Raw genomic sequence first — 17,718 nt, 5'->3', positions numbered from 1 at the left:
GACCTTCACATAAACGCGGTTATGTGAAGGTTCACATAACCGCGTGATGCCGTCGCAGAGATTCCAAGGCCGGGCGGACGGTTCTGACCGGCTGCTGCAACTGCGAAGACCCAAGAAGGGCATCGTCGTGGCTCACAAGCCTCGACAACAGCGCTGCGCCCGAACCCATGATCGATGCCACACCGCCTAGCGACAGGCTACGAAGCGAATCCCCTCGGCCCCACCGGTCGCGACCTGACCGAAGCGCTCGATCGCCTGATCGATGTCGGCGGCGGTTGTCTCCGGGCTCAGCGAGAGACGAATCGAGCAATGGGCGTCCGCCGGGCTCAACCCCATCGCCAGGAGTGCGTGCGAAGGCTCGGGCGAGCCGGAGCGGCAGGCCGATCCGGACGAGAAGGCGACGCCGAGACGGTCCATCGCGAGCACCAGCGATTCGCCGCGCACGCCCGGAACACAGAGGTTGAGCGTATTGGTTAGGCGCTCGCTCGGGTGGCCGTTCAACCGCGCCTCTGGGAAGACCTTCGCCAGACCCGCGCCTAGCCGGTCACGCAGGGCGCGGATCTCATCGGCATGCTCCAGCCCGCTCGCGGCCAGCTCGGCCGCTGCTCCGAGCCCGACGATGCCGACGGTGTTCTCAGTGCCCGCCCGCAGCCCATGCTCCTGATGGCCGCCGTGAATCAGCGGGTCCAGCTCGACGCCCTTGCCGAGATAGAGCGCGCCCACGCCCTTGGGGCCCCGGATCTTGTGTGCGGAGAGCGTTAGCAGGTCCACCCCGAGGGCCTCGACATCGAGCGGTCGCTTGCCCAGCGCCTGCACGGCGTCCGTATGGAAGAAGGCCCCGCGCCCATGGGCGATGGCGGCGAGTTCCGCGATGGGCTGCAGGCTGCCCGTCTCGTTGTTGGCGGTCATGATGCTGACCAGCAAGGTGTCGTCGCTCAGCGCGTCCGCCAGATCATCCGGGTTGACCAGGCCCTGTGAATCCACTGGCAGAGAGGTCAGGCGCCGGCCCATGCGCGCTTCGAGCCAGCGACAGGTCGCCAGCACCGACGGATGCTCGATGCTGCTCGTGATGATGTGGCCGCGCTCGGGATGGGCGAAGGCGAGTCCCTTGATGGCGAGGTTGTTCGCCTCGCTCCCGCCGCCGGTGAAGTGGATGCGCCGCGCGGTGCAGTTCAGCAGACTGGCGAGCTTGCGCCTGGCCTCTTCGATGGCCTGGCGGGCGGCCTTGCCCTCGCGATGGATGCTGGAGGCGTTGCCGTCGAGTCCATCGAGTGCGTCGCGCATGGCGTTGCGCACCGGCGCTGCGATCGGCGTGGTGGCGTTGGCGTCGAGATCGATGCGGCGGCTGGAACTGCCGGTCACGGCTTCTCGCTGACTTGCCGCCGAGGCGCGCTCGCCGCTGTCGATCTCGACTCGGTCCGTCACGCCGGCTGCCAGCTCGACCTCGCACAGCAGCGTCTTGTAGATCGGGAAGCCGCTGATGGGGTCGTGGCGGCTGATGTCGGTCAGCACGTTGATGTTGGCGTTGCGCCAGGCATCCGGCCCCACCGGCGTGCCGCCGCCCATGTTGGCGTCGATGGCGCCTTGCACCATGTCGTCCGTGACCAGGGCACGCATCTCGACGGCGCCGCGTGGCGAGCGGATGCGCACCTTGTCACCCTTGGCGATGCCGCGTGCGGCGGCGTCGCGGCTGTTGATGGTCACGGTCGGCTCGGGGCGCTTCTTGATCAGTCCAGGGATGCCGCGGTGCTGGGAGCGGAAGTCGGTGGTGACGCGCGCGCCCGAATTGAAGACCAACGGGAAGCGCTCGGCCAGGTCCGGGCGGGCCAGCGGGCCTTCGGCGGGCTCGGTGTAGACGGGCAGGGCGTCGTAGCCGTGCTCGGCGAGGATGCTTGAGGCGATTTCGAGCTTGCCGGAGGGGGTGTCGAAGCCCGGCTTGCCGTCCGGCCTGAGGAGCCCCTTCTCCCATTTCTTGTATTCCATCATGGCCGTGTCGCGCTCCACCCAGCCGCCCGCGTCGCGTACCTCTTCCAGGCTGTAGCCGCTGCCCTGGAGCGCGAAGCGCTGGATCGACTCCTCGTCCTGTGGGAAGCGCTCGCCATAGCCGAGCCGCTGGGCCAGTTCGGCGAGAATGAGGAAGTCGTTGCGGGCCTCGCCGACCGGCTCGATCACCCGATCGCGCAGCCGGAAGATGGGGCCGTAGTGCATATAGCTGTCGATCTCGAAGCCGGTGGTCGCCGGCAGCACCAGGTCGGCGTAGGCGCAGTCGGCGGTCAACTGACGGTCGATGCAGACCAGGAAATCGAGCGCGCCGAGCGTCTCTTTCCAGATTTCGGGCTGCGGCCAGGCGGTGATGAGGGAGCCGCCGAGGACGATGAGGCCGCGAATCCGGTAGGGCTTGCCCTCCAGGATCGACTCCGGCAGGGCGATGGCGTGGGATTCGCCGCGATACTGGCTGTAGACGGGGAAGCGGTCGCGGCCGAGCGCCTTGTTGAGATCCGGATTGGCGATGAGCCCGCTGCGGTTGATCGGGAAGTCAGTGTTCGGCATCGCGAAGCAGCGCCCGCCCGGCACATCGAGCTGGCCCGCCAGCGCCCAAAGCACCATGGTGGCGCGGATCGCCTGCACGCCGGAGTCGCTGTATTCCAGCCCGGTGTACATGACCGGGCTGGCGCCGTCGGCCCCGGCGATGCGGCGCGCCAGTCGGCGGATGGTCTCCGCCGGAACGCCCGTGATCGCCGCCGCTTCCTCGGCGCGGAAGTGCTGGACGTACTGGCTGAAGTCGTCGAAGCCGAGCGTCCAGTCGCGCACGAATGTCTCGTCGTAGAGCTCCTCTTCGATGATGACGTTGGCCATCGCCAGGGCCAGCGCACCGTCCGTACCGGGCCGGATCGGCACCCATTCGGCCTCGGCGAGCTTGGCGGTGCGCGTGCGGCGCGGATCGATCACCACGACCTCAGCCCCGCGTCGCCGAGCCGCGAGAATGCGTTCCAGATCGCGCGGCGGGCAGTCTGTGGCCGGGTTGGCGCCCCAGACGACGATGAGATCCGCGTTCTCCAGATCCGAGAACATGTTGATGAACATGCCGCCCATGGTGACGTGCGGCGCGATCATAGCCATGGAGACATAGCAGAGGGCGCCAACGCCCAGGGTGTTGGGCGAGCCGAAGGGGAAGAGCACGCTGGAGGCGGAGGAGACCGCGACGCCCTTGGGCTGGTAGAGGTCGCACATCGCCAGCTCGAAGCTGCCGCGCCCGGTGTAGATGGCGGTGGCCTCGGGGCCGGACTCGGCCTTGATCGACGTCAACCGCTCGGTCATCAGGGCGAAGGCTGCGTCCCAGCTGATGGGCTCGAAGTCGAGTGTCCCTTTCGGTCCCTTGCGGCGCATCGGCTGCTTGAGCCGATGCTCGGAATAGACGATCTCCTTGGCGTGCTCGCCCAGGGTGCAGATGGCGCCCAGCGGATGGTCCCTGTCCGGGCGCAGCCGGTCCAGGCGGCCCTCGGCGTCGTAGTCGACCTCGACCCAACAGCCGGCCGGGCAGATCCCGCAGATGGCCTTGCGTCCGGTTCGTGCTTTTGTTGTGTCTTCGACCGACATTGGATCTCCTTCCTGTCCAGGTGGGCGGCGTTGGTCCAGTTGACTCGACCGCGGATTGTACAGGCAGGCGCGCGCTCCGCCGCCCGTCGTCGCGCCGAGATTTCGGCTCCATCCACTTGCGGCGATGAGAGACAGCACGTTAAGCTTGCTGGCTTTTTCATGACGGACCCAGCCCGCCGCGAAGGCAGGTCCATCTACCGCTAAACGATGGGGCTAGACACCGATGCGCACGCATTACTGTGGAGACTTGAACGACAGCCATGATGGCCAGGAGGTCGTGCTCTGCGGCTGGGTACAACGGCGACGTGACCATGGCGGCGTGATCTTCATCGATCTGCGCGATCGCGAGGGGCTGGTGCAGGTCGTGTTCGATCCCGACCGCGCCGAGGTCTTCTCGCGCGCGGAGCAGGTTCGCAGTGAGTACGTTCTCAGGATTCAGGGCCGGGTGCGTCCGCGTCCCGAGGGCACGGTCAATCCCGATCTGCCGACCGGCATGGTCGAGGTGCTCGGGCTGGAACTCGAAATCCTCAACGCCTCCGAGACGCCGCCGATCCAGCTCGACACCCATTCGGCCGACGCCTCCGAGGAGATCCGGCTGCGCTACCGCTACCTCGACCTGCGCCGCCCCGAGATGCAGGCCCGTCTGCGGGTCCGCAGCCAGGTGACCCAGGCCATGCGCACCTTCCTCGATGGACAGGGCTTCCTGGACATCGAGACGCCCATCCTCACCAAGTCCACGCCCGAGGGCGCGCGCGACTACCTGGTTCCCAGCCGCACCCATCCGGGCGAGTTCTTCGCCCTGCCGCAGTCGCCGCAGCTCTTCAAACAGCTGCTGATGATGTCCGGCATGGACCGCTACTATCAGATCGCCCGCTGCTTCCGCGACGAGGACCTGCGCGCCGACCGTCAGCCCGAGTTCACCCAGCTCGACATCGAGGTCTCCTTTATGTCGGAGGACGAACTCATGGGGCTGATGGAGGAGATGATCCGCGCGCTCTTCCAAGAGGTGAGCGGCGTCGAGCTGCCGAACTCCTTCCCGCGCCTGTCCTATGCCGAGTCCATGCGTCGCTTCGGCTCCGACCGCCCGGACCTGCGCGTGCCGCTTGAGCTGATCGATGTCGCGGATCTCATGGACGAGGTCGACTTCAAGGTGTTTGCCGGTCCGGCCAAGGATCCGGAAGGCCGCGTGGTCGCGCTGCGCCTGCCCAAGGGCAGCGAGCTGACCCGCAAGGAGATCGACGGCTACACCCAGTTCGTCGGCATCTACGGTGCCAAGGGGCTGGCCTACATCAAGGTCAACGAGTGGTCCGCCAAGGGCCGCGAGGGGCTACAGTCGCCCATCCTCAAGTTCCTGCCGGACTCTGCGGTGCAGGGGATCATGGAGCGCACCGGGGCTGAGGACGGCGACCTGGTCTTCTTCGGCGCCGACAAGGCCACTGTGGTCAACGAGTCGATCGGCGCGCTGCGGGTCAAGCTGGGTCAGGATCTCAATCTCATGGAAGAGGGCTGGCGTCCGCTGTGGGTCGTCGATTTCCCCATGTTCGAGCACGATCCCAACAGCAACCGCTGGGTCGCGCTGCATCACCCCTTCACCGCCCCCAAGGAGGAGCAACTGGACACCTTGGAGCAGGATCCCGGTGCCTGTCTCTCGCGTGCCTACGACATGGTCCTCAACGGCACCGAGATCGGCGGCGGCTCCATCCGTATCCATCGCGAGGCGGTCCAGCGCCGCGTCTTCAAGCTGCTGAACATCAGCGACGAACAGGCCGAGGACCGCTTTGGCTTCCTGCTCAAGGCGCTCAAGTTCGGCTGCCCGCCGCACGGCGGTATCGCCTTCGGTCTGGATCGCCTGGTCATGCTCATGACGGGTGCGACCTCTATCCGTGATGTCATGGCCTTCCCCAAGACCCAAACGGCGGCCTGTCTGCTCACGGACGCGCCATCCGCGGTCGACGAGAATCAGCTCAAGGAACTGGCGCTGCGGATTCGGCCGCGGGCCTGATCGGCCGATGCCGACCCCCGAGGGTCGCGACGGTCTGGCGGCTCCGGGACCCGAGCAGCCGCAGTTGACGGCTGGCGGAGATGCGGTGGTTCAAGAACGCGAGGGGCCGATGTCCAAAGGCGAACTCAAACGGCCTCAGTCGGTCCTGGTGGTTGTCTGTACCCGCCAGGGCGAGTTTCTGCTGATGCAGCGGACGCGCCCGAAGGGTTTCTGGCAATCTGTGACCGGGAGCCTAGATCCGGGCGAGACACCGCGGCTGGCTGCGGCCCGTGAGGTCTTCGAAGAGACGGGCATCCGCGCCGGAGGCGGGCTGATCGACCTGCACCAGTCCGTCCTCTTCCCCATCATCCCCGCTTGGCGTAGGCGCTATGCGCTCAATGTTTGCTTCAACCGGGAATACTGGTTCGCGCTGGTGCTGGATTCACGGCGGCACGTTCGGCTGAGCCAGCGGGAGCACCTGACGAGCCGTTGGCTCTCAGCCCCAGAGGCCGTTGAGCTGACTGGCTCCTGGACCAATCGAGACGCGATTCAGCGGGTTGCCTGCGTGCTCGATCCCATGGGCGGATGCGGTACGACGGGGCAGGGCGGGCGATCGATCCGGCGCACGTCGCGCGTCATCGACTCGCGCTTTCGGCGGGCTTTGTCCAAGACCTAGCGAGGCTTCGCCTCAGACCGACGAGTCATGCCATCGGGATCGGGATCGCTATCGTCGGTTCGATCCCGATCCCGACGGCCTTGGATGGTCGGGCGCCTTCGGGCAGTCGTCGAAGCGCTGGACGCCCGCGGCTGGAATTGCAACTCCCAGGCGCGCGGACTATTCTACGCGATTGTATTTTTTTAGCTGAGGTGGGCCATGGTCGCCAAGACCCTCTACGACAAACTCTGGGACGAGCACGTCGTCCGTGTCGACGACGATGGCACGGCTTTACTCTATATCGATCGGCAGCTGATCCATGAGGTGACTTCGCCGCAAGCCTTCGAGGGTCTGCGCCTGGCGGGCCGCAAGCCGTGGCGAACGAGCGCGAACCTTGCGGTCCCGGATCACAACGTCCCGACGACAGATCGCGCCAAGGGCATCGCGGACCCCGTGTCCCGGATCCAGGTGGAAGCGCTTGGTACCAACTGTCTGACCTTTGGCATCACTGAGCTTGGGATGGGCGACAAGCGTCAGGGCGTGGTCCACGTCATCGGCCCCGAGCAGGGTTTTACCCTGCCGGGCAGCACCGTTGTGTGCGGCGATTCTCACACGGCGACGCATGGCGCCTTCGGCGCTTTGGCATTCGGCATCGGTACCTCCGAGGTCGAGCATGTGCTGGCGACTCAGACGCTGATCCAGCGTAAGTCCAAGTCGATGCTGGTCAGCGTCGATGGCAACCTGGGTGCTGGCGTGACCGCCAAAGATGTCGTGCTCGCGATCATCGGCGAGATCGGCACGGCGGGCGGTACTGGCTACGTCATCGAGTTCGGCGGTGAGGCGATGCGCGATCTCAGCATGGAGGGCCGGATGACCGTCTGCAACATGGCGATCGAGGCCGGTGCCCGCGCTGGGTTGGTCGCCGTCGACGAGAAGACGGTCGACTACATGCGCGGACGCCCGCTCGCACCTGCGGGTGAGATGTTCGACCGCGCCGCCGCGCACTGGCGCACCCTGGTGAGTGACGAGGGTGCCCAGTTCGATAAGGTGATCCGCATCGACGCGGCCAGCATCAAGCCGCAGATGACCTGGGGCACCTCGCCCGAGATGGTGCTGCCGGTGGACGGTCGAGTCCCGACCCCGGATGACGCAGGCGATGAGGTCAAGGCGAATGGCATCCGCCGCGCGCTCGAATACATGGGGCTAACCGCTGGTACGCCGCTGACCGAGATCCGTCCGGACAAGGTCTTCATCGGCTCTTGCACCAATTCCCGGATCGAGGATCTGCGCGCCGCGGCCGAGATCGCCAAGGGCCGCAAGGTCGCTGACAGCATTAAGCTCGCCATGGTCGTCCCAGGCTCCGGCCTGGTGAAGGAGCAAGCCGAGGCCGAGGGGCTCGATAAGATCTTCGTCGAGGCCGGCTTCGAGTGGCGCGAGCCTGGCTGCTCCATGTGTTTGGCCATGAACGCCGATCGACTCGAGCCCGGCGAGCGCTGCGCCTCGACCTCGAACCGCAACTTCGAGGGTCGTCAGGGGCAGGGTGGGCGCACCCATCTGGTCAGCCCCGCGATGGCTGCCGCCGCGGCGGTGACTGGGCATTTCGTCGACGTGAGGGAGCTGTGATGGACGCGTTCAAGAAGGTTAGCGGTGTGGTCGCCCCGCTCGACCGGGCAAATATCGACACCGACGCCATTATTCCCAAGCAGTTCCTCAAGAGCATTAAGCGGACCGGCTTCGGTCCCTTCCTGTTCGACGAATGGCGCTATCTGGACCATGGTGAGCCGGATATGGACTGCACCAATCGTCCGCGCAATCAGGGTTTCGTCCTGAACGATCCACGCTATGCCAAGGCGCAGATCCTGCTGACGCGCGAAAATTTCGGCTGCGGCTCCTCGCGCGAGCATGCCCCTTGGGCGCTTGCCGACTTTGGCTTCAAGGTGATCCTGGCGCCGAGCTTCGCCGATATCTTCTTCAACAACTGTTTCAAGAACGGCCTGCTGCCGATCGTGCTCGAAAAGACCAGGATCGACACCCTCTTCGCCAAGGCCGTGGGTGAGACGCCACTGAGCATGAGCGTGGATCTTGCCGCACAGACGCTGTCGCTCCCCGATGGGACCCTGATCACCTTTGACGTCGACTCTGGCAGCAAGCACCGCCTGCTCGAGGGGCTGGATGACATCGGACTGACGCTGCAAGAGACCGACGTTATTCGCGCCTACGAGGAGCGTCGCCGCCAAGAGGCGCCTTGGCTGTTCATCTAGGCCTGAGCGGCCTGTGGACGCCAATCGCGCCAATGCATTTGGAGACTGAGATTTGAGCAAGAAGATTCTGGTCGTTGCTGGTGACGGCATCGGCCCCGAGATCGTCGCCGAGGCAATGAAGGTGCTGCAGGCCTTGCAGGCGGACGGCAGCATTGATGTGAGTATCGAGGACGCCTTGATCGGCGGCGCGGCCTATGATGCCGCCGGTGATCCGCTCCCGGCCGAGACCTTGGAGGCAGCCAAGGCCTCCGATGCAGTCCTGCTCGGCGCGGTCGGCGGTCCCAAGTGGGAGCCCTTGCACATCTCCAAGCGTCCGGAAAAAGGCCTGCTCGGACTCCGCGCCGGTCTAGGGCTTTTCGCCAATCTGCGTCCGGCCATTCTCTATCCCCAGCTCGCCGACGCCTCGACGCTGAAGCCCGAGGTCGTTGCAGGGCTCGACATCATGATCGTGCGTGAGCTGACCGGTGGCATCTATTTCGGCCAGCCGCGCGGCATCGAGACGCTGCCCTCCGGTGAGCGCAAGGGTGTCAATACGCTTGTCTATACTGAGTCCGAGGTCGATCGCATTTGCCGCGTCGCCTTCGATATCGCCATGAAGCGTGGCAAGAAGGTCTGCTCGGTGGACAAGGCGAACGTGCTGGAGTGCACCGAGATGTGGCGCGAGGTCGCCGTCAAGGCCGTTGCCGACTATCCTGAGATTGAGCTGAGTCACATGTATGTCGACAACGCGGCCATGCAGCTGGTGCGCGCGCCCAAACAGTTCGATGTCATGGTGACCACCAACATGTTCGGCGACATCCTCTCGGATTGCGCCGCCATGCTGACCGGATCCATCGGCATGCTACCCTCCGCATCGCTGAACGCGGACGGCCAAGGCATGTATGAGCCGATCCATGGCTCTGCGCCTGATATCGCCGGCCGTGGCGTCGCCAACCCCTTGGCGACCATCCTCTCGGTGGCGATGATGCTGCGCTATTCGCTGGATGCGCCGGCGGCGGCCGAGCGCATCGAAAAGGCGGTTTCGCAGGTCTTGGATCAGGGGCTGCGTACTGCCGACATCATGTCGGAGGGCATGCGGCAGGTCGGCACTGCCGAGATGGGCGATGCCGTGGTCGCAGCCCTAACGTGAGGCTGAGTGGCTGTCATCATGGCAGCGATGCGGGCGGAGCGTCCCTGGCTTGGCGGGAAGCGCTGTGAGTGAAGGTTCTCCTGAGCCTGTGCTGCTGAACGACGACTGGACTTTGTGGGGTTAGATGATGACGCGGGTGGGATTCGTCGGTTGGCGAGGCATGGTGGGCTCCGTGCTCATGGAGCGGATGCGCGCAGAAAATGATTTTGCGCGGATCGCCGATCCCGTCTTCTTTTCGACCTCACAGGCCGGTCAGCCCGGTCCGGATGTTGGGCGCGGGGCCAGCCCCTTGCTGGATGCGGAATCCGTCGAGGCGCTTGGCGAGATGGATGTCATCCTTACCTGCCAAGGGGGCAGCTACACGAAGGCTGTCTACCCCGAACTCCGGGCCGCTGGTTGGGATGGCTACTGGATCGATGCAGCATCCGCGTTGCGCATGGACCCTGATGCGACCATCGTGCTGGATCCGGTCAATCGCCCGGTCATCGATGCCGCCCTCGATGCCGGCAAGCGCGACTTCATCGGTGGAAATTGCACCGTGAGCCTGATGCTCATGGCGATCGGTGGGCTCTTCAACGCGGGGCTCGTCGAATGGGTCAGCGCCATGACCTATCAGGCGGCCTCGGGCGCCGGGGCCAAGAACATGCGCGAGCTGCTGTCCCAGATGGGTGCGCTGCACGGATCGGTTGCGGGGCTGCTGGCGGATCCTGCGGCGGCGATTCTCGAGATCGATCGTCAGGTGACCGACTGCATGCGGGCACCTGCCTTCCCGACGGCGAATTTCGGCGCGCCCTTGGCCGGCAGTCTCATTCCTTGGATCGATACGCAGCTTGAGAACGGTCAAAGCCGCGAAGAATGGAAGGGCTATGCCGAGACCAACAAGATCTTGGGGTTGAGCGATGCGCCGATTCCGATCGATGGCATCTGCGCACGGGTCGGAGCCATGCGCTGCCATAGTCAGGGGTTGACGATCAAGCTCACCGAGGACGTCGCGATCGCTGAGATCGAGCGCATCATCACAAGCTCCAATGATTGGGTGAGGCTGATTCCCAATGAGCGCGAGCAGACGATTCGCGCGCTTTCTCCCGCTGCCGCGACCGGCATGCTGCAGGTTCCGGTGGGGCGTTTACGGAAGATGAATTTGGGTAATTCCTACGTTTCCGCCTTCACTGTGGGTGATCAGCTCCTCTGGGGTGCGGCAGAGCCGCTGAGGCGCATGCTTGCAATCCTTGATGAGCGCTCGTCTTAGGCGCAATGCGTGCCCGCTGCCTTGGTGAAAGCATGCCAATCGGCTATAGTCTTCTACCGCTTGAGGTGATCCGCGAACGAAATTATGGTGACCCAAGGCTCAAAGTTGGCGATCCGGATCGAGTAGGATGCGGGACGAAACCGGCTCGATGACTGGGGCTGGTGACAGGATCACGGGCTGAGGAATAGCTGATCGATCCCTTTTTCTGGCGATTGATGAGTGCGGTTCTGCGCCAAGGCAAGCGATCAAAGGCGAGGTTCCTGTGCTCTCCAGAACAGCTTGAACGGCCTGAGGGAATAACGAGCTTACTCTCAATGAGGCGAGCTCCCAGGACTTGGTTGGAATCATGTCATTGCGTTGTGCACGAGGGAGGAGGATGTCTCGCAAGCTCATTTTAGCGTCGACCATCACCATGGTCTTGGCCGGCACCGATGTTTCCGCCCTGGGTCTGGGTGGCCTGCGTCCTCAATCAGCCCTCAATCAGCCATTCGTTGGCGAGATCGAGCTAAGGGATGTGCGTGCCGACGAGCTAGACTCGGTCAGCGCCTCGCTCGGCTCGCAGGTTGCCTTCTCCAAGGCGGGTATCGAGCGCTACTACTACCTCACCCGCCTCCAATTCACTCCTGATATCAATGCTCAGGGCAAGCCTGTCGTGCGGATTTCCAGCACGGATCCGATCCGCGAGCCCTACATGGATTTCTTGGTGGAGGTGGTTTGGCCTTCGGGTAAGCTCCTGAAGGAGTACACCGTTCTGCTCGATCCGCCGGGCATGTCTCAGCGCACAGCCTCGCCTTCCGTGCGCGCTGCCCGCGCCGGCAGTGCGGCGGCTGGCGCTGACAGGGCGGCTTCCGTTGCCGCCTCGAGCGGTCGCTCCAACTACATTTCCGGTCCAGGCGATGGCTTCCCTGTCTACGTCGGCCCCGTTGGTAACGGCAATGGGCTCTGGGTCTTGGCACGCAGCCAGGCCCCAGCGGGGGCGACTGTCGCTCAGACTGCGATGGCGCTCTACCGCAATAACCAAAACGCCTTCATTCGCGGCAACATCAATCGGCTGATTGCGGGGAAAACACTCGTCATCCCGAGCAAGGCGGAGCTGTTCGCCCTGGATCCCGCAACAGCGGAGCGCGAGTATGCCGCTGCCTTGCGTGGTCGGGCCCAATATCGCGCGCCCCTGACGGATGTGTCTCAAGCCATGGCCGCCTCGCAGTTGCGCGTGACGGGGGCAACCCAGCCAACCGCTGCGGCAGCTGCAGCTGCGCCGGCGGCAGGGACTCAGGCGCCTCCTCCAACGACTTCGCCAAAGGTCCAGCAAGACGTCATGCTGGCGCTGGAGACCTCTGAGAGCACCCGCCAAGAGACGGTCGAGTTACGTGATCGTATTCGCGAGCTTGAGACTCAGCTCGCGGACATTCAGACCCTGTTGCAGCTGCGCAACGCCGAGCTTTCTCGGCTGCAAGACGTCAAGGACGTCCCCGGCACCCTCGGCGAGCCCAGGCCCCCAGTTGCGACGGAGACAGTCACCACGGAGACAGTCTCGGCGGAGCAGTTGCCGACCGAAGGCGAGGCGACGCTTGAGCCGGTGGTTGAAGAGGTCGCGACCGAGGAGGTTGCGGTCGTGCCGGAGGAGGCGGGTGTCGAGCCCGCACTCGAAGAAGCGGTTGAAGTGGCCGAGACAGCGGGGGAAGCGCTGGATGCCGCGCTCGCCGAGGAAGAGGAGTCGGTTTCGGAGGAGCTGGGCTTGATTCCTGTCCCGACACCGACGGAGCCGCTGGTGGTCGAAGAGACGGCGGAAGCAGTGGTCGAGCCGCCACAGCCTCCGGCTGCGGACCAGTTGCCAACGCCGGTTGCGGAGCAAGAAGAGTCCTCGACCTGGCACGCGCTGCTGCTGCCGCTGGCGGGACTCGCAGGCCTGACTGCCGTCGGCATTATGGTCTTCTCGTGGATCACGATGCGCCGCCGTCGCGAGGAAGAAGAAGCCTTCGACGAGGATGAAATCGGTCTCGAAGACGCGCGCGACGACACCTTGGATGTGACGACCGAGCCGCGCTCCTCCGTCGTCGGTGACGATGACGAGACCATTGCCGCGACCTCGCGGGCCGCCAATGAGCCGCTTTCCGAGCAGGCGTCGCTGCAGACGAACGAGGGCGATGGCGAGTCGGGCGTGACCATGATGTCCTCGTTGAGCAACTTCGACGCGGAGACCGACGAGGCCGATGTCCTCTCCGAGGCCGACATCTACATCGCGTACGGCCGTTACAGTGAGGCGCAGGATCTTCTCAAGAATGAGCTGGGGCGTTTTCCGGAGCGGTTGGATATCAAGTACAAGCTCGCGGAAGCGTTTGCCGCGTCGCGGGATCTCAACTCCCTGGCGGCGATCATGGAGGAGATCCAGTCGGCGGGCGGTGATCAGCAGGATGCGGCGCAGTGGAATAAGCTGCAGAGCCAGCGCGAGCAGCTGCAGTCGAGCGGCGGTGCCGGTGCCGTTCCGGTGGCGCCGACGCCAGGCAAGGAGCTTTCTTGGGGGCGCGAGGACTCCTTGGATCTCGGCTTGGAAGATTCGCTCTCGCTGGATCTCAGCGACGTCCAAGGTTCCTCGGGGCAGGACGACGATAGCTCAGACTTGCTCGACGAGCTGGAGTTCGAGCAGGAGGGTGAGTCGGACCAGGCGAGCGGGGCGAAGCGTGCCGTCATCGACGTTGGACTCGACGACTCCGAGCTGGACATCGACGCCTTCGGCGATGCCATGACGGTCGCCGTGAATCAGGCTGACAAAGACCAGCATGACACTGGCGCGGACACTGACGACACGGAGATCGAACTCAGCCTCGAAGAACATCGGGTCGAAGACGTCGACGACCTGGACTCTATCTTCGACACCGAGACGATCGACGAACCAACGCTCGCACGCGATGAGATGGAGGGTGCGCGGCCTAAGGATGTTGACCTCGGCCTGCTTGGCCAGTCGACGAGTGGATCCTCGGAATCCTCCGGGCCGGGCCTGCCGCCCGATCAGGAGAGCGTTCCGAGTGATCTGCTCTCTTCTCAATGGCAGATCGACTCAGGTATCTGGGACGAGACTGCGACCAAACTCGATCTGGCCCGCGCCTACATCGAGATGGACGACAAGGAGGCCGCGCGCGAGATCTTGCAAGAGGTTATGTCAGAGGGGCGTGATGAGCAGAAGGGCGAGGCGAAGTCGATGCTCGAAGGTTTGGGCTGAGACGAGACTCAAGCGATGATAGCGGGGCGAGTTCGAGCGACTGTTCGGGCTGGTGCTGCCGCCTGAAGCCGGGCCGCGAAGCGGCCCGGCTGCCTTTACCTGAGGTGGTGCTGATTTGAGGCCAGGCAGGATTGCCATGGGTGTCGAGTATGACGGTACCGACTTCCATGGGTGGCAGCGACAAGTGGACACGCGCACGGTTCAGGCCAGCCTTGAAGAGGCGGTGGGCCGTGTTGCCAATCACCCGGTGACCTTGCATTGCGCAGGACGAACGGACACAGGCGTTCACGCGCTTGAGCAGGTCGTCCATTTCGACACGACCGCGACGCGCAGTGAGCGCTCTTGGGTGCTCGGCGCCAACGTCAATCTGCCGCCGGATGTTGCGGTGCGCTGGGCGCATCCGGTCGACGAAAGCTTCCACGCGCGTTTTAGCGCCTTCGCGCGGCACTACCGTTATCAGATCATGGTGCGCCGAACACGCTCTCCCTTGCAGCGCAACCGCGCGGTTTGGGTTCATGAAGCCCTTGATCTCGAGCGCATGCGGAGCGCGGCGCAGCACCTCGTCGGCGAGCATGATTTCTCCAGTTTCCGGGCCATCGGCTGTCAGGCCAAGAGCCCAGTTCGCCGCGTTCACTACTTGGACGTCGCTGAGCGGGATGAACTCATCACCCTCGGCATCGGGGCCAACGGCTTTCTCCATCACATGGTCCGCAATATCGCGGGTGTTCTCATCGCGATCGGTCGCCGCGAGGCCGAGTCTGATTGGACCCTGGAACTGCTGCGGGTCAGGGACCGCACCCTTGGGGGCGTTACCGCGCAGCCTCATGGCCTGTCTTTCTTGCGGGCTGACTATCCTGAGACCTTCCATCTTCCGCAGGTCGCCCATGTCGATCCCTTGCAGCCATTGGCTGCCGATTGAGCGATCTCAGTCTAAGTGCGCTCGCCTATGACTCGAACCCGGGTTAAGATCTGCGGTCTGACCACTGCGTCCGATATCCAGGCCGCTGTGGCGGCTGGAGCAGACGCCGTTGGCTTCGTGCTCTATCCGCCCAGCCCGCGCGCCGTGACTGCGGAGCAGGCCGCCGCGCTCTGCAAGCTGTTACCACCTTTCGTGACCGCCGTGGGCCTCTTCGTCGATGAGGACCCGAGCGTCGTCGAAGCTGTGCTCGAGCAGGTCCCGCTTGATCTGCTGCAGTTCCACGGAGACGAGGATCCGCGCGCTTGCGCCGCCTTTGGCAGGCGCTGGATCAAGGCGTTGCGAATGCGGCCGGGGATCGATCTGCGCGCGCAGCGCGAGCGTTACGTCGGCGCCGATGGGCTCTTGTTGGATACCTTTCAGCCTGGCCGCGCTGGCGGTACGGGTGCGCGCTTCGATTGGGAACGCATCCCTTCCGATCTGGCGCCGGAGATCGTCTTGGCTGGGGGCCTCGACGCCGCCAATGTCGCCTGTGCGATTGAACGGGTCAAGCCCTATGGTGTCGACGTTAGTGGCGGCGTCGAGGCGACCAAGGGCGTCAAGGACGCAGCTCTCATTTTTGGCTTCATGCAAGGGGTAAGAGATGGCGACAAGCGCCGATAACAGCCATGCCGAGCGCATGGGGTCGGGTCGGGAGGCGGCCTACAGTCTGCCGGATGCGGTTGGGCATTTCGGGCCATACGGAGGCATGTTCGTTCCCGAGACGCTGATGCATCCGCTCGATGAACTCAAGCAGGCCTATGAGCGCTGCAAGTCCGATCCTGAATTCCTGTCTGAGCTGGATGCGGATCTGCGCGACTATGTCGGCCGTCCCTCGCCGATCTATCACGCCGAACGCTGGAGTCGCGAGGTCGGCGGCGCCCAGATCTTCCTCAAGCGTGAAGATCTCAATCATACGGGTGCGCACAAGGTCAATAACACCATCGGCCAGGCGCTGCTTGCACGCCGCATGGGCAAGACGCGCATCATTGCCGAGACGGGTGCCGGTCAGCATGGTGTCGCCTCGGCCACCGTGGCCGCGAGGCTGGGGCTGGAGTGTGTCGTCTATATGGGCGAGGTAGACGTCGCTCGGCAAGAGGCGAATGTTTACCGTATGCGTCTGCTGGGCGCCGAGGTGGTGGCGGTCAAGTCGGGCTCGCGGACCCTCAAGGACGCCCTCAATGAGGCGATGCGTGACTGGGTCACCAACATCGACAACACCTTCTACATCATTGGCACGGTGGCGGGACCCCACCCCTATCCCATGATGGTGCGCGACTTCCAGACCGTGATCGGTCGCGAGGCGCGCGCGCAGATGTTGGAGCGTACTGGGCGGTTGCCGGATGCGCTGGTCGCCTGCGTCGGCGGCGGCTCGAACGCCATTGGACTCTTCTATCCCTTCCTCGACGACGCCGATGTTGCCATCTACGGGGTCGAGGCCGGTGGCGAGGGTTTGCAGACCGGCCATCACGCCGCGCCGCTTTGCGCCGGCAAGCCGGGCGTTTTGCACGGGAACCGCACCTATCTCATGGAGGACGCGAACGGCCAGATCATCGAGACCCATTCCATCTCGGCCGGTCTCGACTATCCCGGTGTCGGCCCCGAGCACGCTTGGCTGAAGGACAGCAAGCGGGCGCGTTACGACTCGGTCACCGACGACGAGGCGCTTGCGGCCTTTCACCACCTCACGCGCACGGAGGGCATCATCCCGGCGCTGGAGTCGAGCCACGCCTTGGCCTATGCCCACAAGCTGGCGCCGACGATGCGTAAGGATCAGAGCATCCTGGTCAACCTCTCGGGACGTGGCGACAAGGATATGCACACGGTTGCGAGTCACGATGGACTGGTCCTATGAGCCGTATCGCCAAGAGATTCGAGCAACTGAAGGCGCAGGGCCGCACCGCGCTCGTCCCCTTCGTGACGGCGGGTGATCCGGAGCCGACGACGACAGTGCCCTTAATGCACGCCATGGTGACCGCGGGCGCGGACATCATCGAGCTTGGCGTGCCCTTTTCCGATCCCATGGCCGACGGCCCGGTGATTCAGCGTGCCACCGAGCGCGCCCTCGCCAAGGGCGTGCGGCTTGCCGACGTCCTCGACATGGTGCGCGAGTTCCGCACGCAGGACGCGGAGACGCCCGTGGTGCTCATGGGATATCTCAATCCTATCGAGATCATGGGCTATGACGCCTTCTCCGAGCGGGCTCGGGACGCGGGTGTCGACGGCGCCCTCATCGTCGACGTCCCGCCGGAGGAGGGCCACGACCTGGTCGCGACCATGAAGGCGCAGGGTCTCGATCTCGTCTATCTGCTTGCGCCGACCTCGACGCAGGACCGCATCGCGCGTATTGGTGAGGTTGCCTCGGGCTTCGTCTATTACGTCTCGGTCAAGGGCGTGACCGGAGCGGCCAATCTGGATGCTGGGGATGTGGCAGAGCACGTCGAGGCGATCCGACGCACCATTGCGTTGCCCGTCGGCGTGGGCTTTGGGATCAAGGATCCCGAGACGGCGGCCAAGGTGTCCAAGGTCGCCGACGCTGTGATCGTCGGTAGCGCAATCGTGAGTCGCATCGAAGCGCTTGCGGAGCGCCCGGCGGAGATCCCTGCGACCATCGGGGACTTTCTCTCCAGTCTCCGCGCCGCGATCGACGCGGCCTGAACGCGGGGCGTCG

Annotated in this window: 12 protein-coding genes; 11 read left to right on the top strand and 1 reads right to left on the bottom strand. The window is 64.6% G+C overall.

Annotated features, from left to right (window positions below):
* Positions 1-186 precede the first annotated feature (186 nt).
* On the bottom strand, positions 187-3,597 hold the full coding sequence (locus G3480_RS09545) for an aminotransferase class V-fold PLP-dependent enzyme (protein WP_164653644.1): 3,411 nt from the start codon (positions 3,595-3,597) through the stop codon (positions 187-189).
* A gap of 223 nt (positions 3,598-3,820) precedes the next feature.
* Here G3480_RS09545 and aspS point away from each other — a divergent pair, with 223 nt between their 5' ends.
* The 11 genes from aspS to trpA all read left to right on the top strand — a co-directional run bounded on the left by aspS (position 3,821) and on the right by trpA (position 17,705).
* Positions 3,821-5,599, top strand: a complete 1,779-nt coding sequence (gene aspS, locus G3480_RS09540) for an aspartate--tRNA ligase (protein ID WP_164653643.1) — start codon at positions 3,821-3,823, stop codon at positions 5,597-5,599.
* A gap of 7 nt (positions 5,600-5,606) precedes the next feature.
* Positions 5,607-6,254, top strand: a complete 648-nt coding sequence (gene nudB / locus G3480_RS29235; RefSeq protein WP_338114104.1) for a dihydroneopterin triphosphate diphosphatase — start codon at positions 5,607-5,609, stop codon at positions 6,252-6,254.
* Positions 6,255-6,452: 198 nt separating this feature from the next.
* Complete coding sequence (gene leuC / locus G3480_RS09530; RefSeq protein ID WP_164653642.1) at positions 6,453-7,856, top strand: 3-isopropylmalate dehydratase large subunit; 1,404 nt, start codon at positions 6,453-6,455, stop codon at positions 7,854-7,856.
* On the top strand, positions 7,856-8,494 hold the full coding sequence (gene leuD, locus G3480_RS09525; RefSeq protein WP_164653641.1) for a 3-isopropylmalate dehydratase small subunit: 639 nt from the start codon (positions 7,856-7,858) through the stop codon (positions 8,492-8,494). The genes leuC and leuD overlap by 1 nt, the downstream gene beginning before the upstream one ends.
* Before the next feature lie 52 nt (positions 8,495-8,546).
* On the top strand, positions 8,547-9,623 hold the full coding sequence (leuB, locus tag G3480_RS09520; RefSeq protein ID WP_164653640.1) for a 3-isopropylmalate dehydrogenase: 1,077 nt from the start codon (positions 8,547-8,549) through the stop codon (positions 9,621-9,623).
* A 127-nt stretch (positions 9,624-9,750) separates the two neighbouring features.
* The gene (gene asd / locus G3480_RS09515; RefSeq protein ID WP_164653649.1) at positions 9,751-10,872 is read left to right on the top strand and encodes an aspartate-semialdehyde dehydrogenase; all 1,122 of its coding nucleotides are present in this window, start codon (positions 9,751-9,753) and stop codon (positions 10,870-10,872) included.
* A 376-nt stretch (positions 10,873-11,248) separates the two neighbouring features.
* Positions 11,249-14,092: a FimV/HubP family polar landmark protein gene (locus G3480_RS09510; RefSeq protein WP_164653639.1), complete on the top strand. Its 2,844-nt coding sequence runs from the start codon at positions 11,249-11,251 to the stop codon at positions 14,090-14,092.
* A gap of 136 nt (positions 14,093-14,228) precedes the next feature.
* Positions 14,229-15,011 carry a tRNA pseudouridine(38-40) synthase TruA gene (gene truA / locus G3480_RS09505; protein WP_164653638.1) on the top strand — a complete coding sequence of 261 codons (783 nt, stop codon included), beginning with the start codon at positions 14,229-14,231 and terminating at the stop codon, positions 15,009-15,011.
* Between the two features lie 27 nt (positions 15,012-15,038).
* Complete coding sequence (locus tag G3480_RS09500) at positions 15,039-15,671, top strand: phosphoribosylanthranilate isomerase (RefSeq protein ID WP_164653637.1); 633 nt, start codon at positions 15,039-15,041, stop codon at positions 15,669-15,671.
* The gene (gene trpB, locus G3480_RS09495) at positions 15,652-16,902 is read left to right on the top strand and encodes a tryptophan synthase subunit beta (protein ID WP_164653636.1); all 1,251 of its coding nucleotides are present in this window, start codon (positions 15,652-15,654) and stop codon (positions 16,900-16,902) included. Before G3480_RS09500 ends, trpB begins: the two co-directional genes overlap by 20 nt.
* Positions 16,899-17,705: a tryptophan synthase subunit alpha gene (gene trpA / locus G3480_RS09490; RefSeq protein WP_164653635.1), complete on the top strand. Its 807-nt coding sequence runs from the start codon at positions 16,899-16,901 to the stop codon at positions 17,703-17,705. Before trpB ends, trpA begins: the two co-directional genes overlap by 4 nt.
* Positions 17,706-17,718: the final 13 nt, after the last annotated feature.

This window comes from Thiorhodococcus mannitoliphagus (assembly GCF_010915725.1).
GTDB lineage: Bacteria > Pseudomonadota > Gammaproteobacteria > Chromatiales > Chromatiaceae > Thiorhodococcus > Thiorhodococcus mannitoliphagus.
This window is presented reverse-complemented; position numbering and strand designations above follow the sequence as displayed.

Excerpts from the sequence above, each read along its gene's own strand:
- truA (WP_164653638.1), top strand. The coding sequence starts at position 14,229 with ATGGGTGTCGAGTATGACGGTACCGACTTCCATGGGTGGCAGCGACAA.
- leuC (WP_164653642.1), top strand. The coding sequence starts at position 6,453 with ATGGTCGCCAAGACCCTCTACGACAAACTCTGGGACGAGCACGTCGTC.
- nudB (WP_338114104.1), top strand. The coding sequence starts at position 5,607 with ATGCCGACCCCCGAGGGTCGCGACGGTCTGGCGGCTCCGGGACCCGAG.
- trpB (WP_164653636.1), top strand. The coding sequence starts at position 15,652 with ATGGCGACAAGCGCCGATAACAGCCATGCCGAGCGCATGGGGTCGGGT.
- G3480_RS09500 (WP_164653637.1), top strand. The coding sequence starts at position 15,039 with ATGACTCGAACCCGGGTTAAGATCTGCGGTCTGACCACTGCGTCCGAT.
- trpA (WP_164653635.1), top strand. The coding sequence starts at position 16,899 with ATGAGCCGTATCGCCAAGAGATTCGAGCAACTGAAGGCGCAGGGCCGC.
- aspS (WP_164653643.1), top strand. The coding sequence starts at position 3,821 with ATGCGCACGCATTACTGTGGAGACTTGAACGACAGCCATGATGGCCAG.
- asd (WP_164653649.1), top strand. The coding sequence starts at position 9,751 with ATGACGCGGGTGGGATTCGTCGGTTGGCGAGGCATGGTGGGCTCCGTG.
- G3480_RS09545 (WP_164653644.1), bottom strand. The coding sequence starts at position 3,597 with ATGTCGGTCGAAGACACAACAAAAGCACGAACCGGACGCAAGGCCATC.
- leuD (WP_164653641.1), top strand. The coding sequence starts at position 7,856 with ATGGACGCGTTCAAGAAGGTTAGCGGTGTGGTCGCCCCGCTCGACCGG.
- G3480_RS09510 (WP_164653639.1), top strand. The coding sequence starts at position 11,249 with ATGTCTCGCAAGCTCATTTTAGCGTCGACCATCACCATGGTCTTGGCC.